The 1,410-nt window shown below is 37.6% G+C and carries 2 protein-coding genes; both read right to left on the reverse strand.

Going from position 1 to position 1,410, the window contains the following annotated elements; translation table 11 throughout:
- Positions 1-81: 81 nt before the first annotated feature.
- Entirely contained in the window at positions 82-987 is a 906-nt protein-coding gene (locus tag FHW88_RS29970) for an IS3 family transposase (protein WP_317171397.1), read from the reverse strand.
- Positions 987-1,367 (reverse strand): hypothetical protein, encoded by a 381-nt coding sequence (locus FHW88_RS29975; RefSeq protein WP_090528094.1) that lies wholly within the window; start codon positions 1,365-1,367, stop codon positions 987-989. Before FHW88_RS29975 ends, FHW88_RS29970 begins: the two co-directional genes overlap by 1 nt.
- Between the last annotated feature and the right edge of the window lie 43 nt (positions 1,368-1,410).

Below are 1,410 nucleotides of genomic sequence, written 5' to 3' on the forward strand. Positions count from 1 at the left end.
TGTCTCGTCCTAAAAAAAGTTTACAGTTTAACTGCTAAATCCTGTTATACGTTTACAATATTAATTAATCCTAAAATAGGTTTACAAAATCACATTTTGAGGTTTATAATAACTTTTCCATGTTCGCTCCACTTCTATGTTATTTTGATGCACAAACTCAGGGGTGAGCATATTACAGCTCATGTGTGGCCTTTGGTTATTATAGCTTTTTACAGACTTGGTTAATAGTTCCATTACCTCTTCTTTGGTACTCGGGCTCTGATGTTCCAGGTATTCCTGTTTCATAATTCCATTAATCCTTTCGGCAATAGCATTTTCTAAAGGATCACCATTCTCGGTCATGCTAATGATTATGTTGTTGTCCTGTAATAGCTTTACATAATCATAACTGCAATATTGAACACCTCTGTCTGAATGATGTATTAAGCCGGTTATTGGTTGCCTATTTTCTTTGAGGGCCATTTGTAAAGCGCTTAATGTATGAACACCTTCTAATGTATCTGCAGCATGATAACCAACAATTTTCCTGCTATATGCATCTGTGATAAAGCTTATATATACAAAGCCCTGAGTTGTTCTGTAATAGGTTATATCTGATACCCATATCTCATTTACTTTATTAGGGATTATTTCTTTTATACAGTTGGGATACTTTTTTAACCAGTGAAAAGATTGGGTGGTATAAACCCTTCGCCTTTTCTTCCGTACCAATAACTGATGTGCAGCAAGAAGATCAAAAAGAGCATCCCTGCCCATCTTTATTTGATGCTCAAGCAAAAACGCCTGTAATAAGACATAGAGCTTCCTGCCTCCCATAGCGGGATGTATAGCCCTTAAATACCTTACCTCATTTAATATAATCTCCTGTTCGAAACTAATTGCTTCTGCCTGCCAAAAGTGTTGATAATAAGCTTGTCGGGTAATACCAAGTAAACAACAGCACTTTCCAAGGCTTACCCTGGGATAGCTGTTTTTAGTCTCACGGATTACTTGGTAACGGACTTTTTTCGGATATTGATCTTCAGGTCTCTTTCAGCAACCTCTATCATTTTACGATAAAGCTCCTTTTCCAGAAGTGCATCTTCCAGTTGCTTTTTCAGCAACTTAACTGATGCACTATCTTCAGGCTGGATATCCGGATCTCTCTTTGCTGGCATGATACACGAAGATACATAAACCGGCCTTTTTTTCTCCAGGCCAAACGATTTTAACCAGGCTGAAATCCGGCTATTCCCTAAATTATATTTCCGCTCAAGAAAGCTCAGGCCTTCATCTCCCGTTAAATATTCCTGGCAAATTTTTCGCTTAAACTCCTCACTGTACTGGCTCTGCCATTTACTCCCATACACTTTTGAATATCTTTCCATTTTTGTTTACTGATGTGTAAACCTATTTCAGGACAAGACAAAT

The sequence above is a fragment of the Mucilaginibacter sp. SG538B genome (genome assembly GCF_013376065.1).
GTDB lineage: Bacteria > Bacteroidota > Bacteroidia > Sphingobacteriales > Sphingobacteriaceae > Mucilaginibacter > Mucilaginibacter rubeus.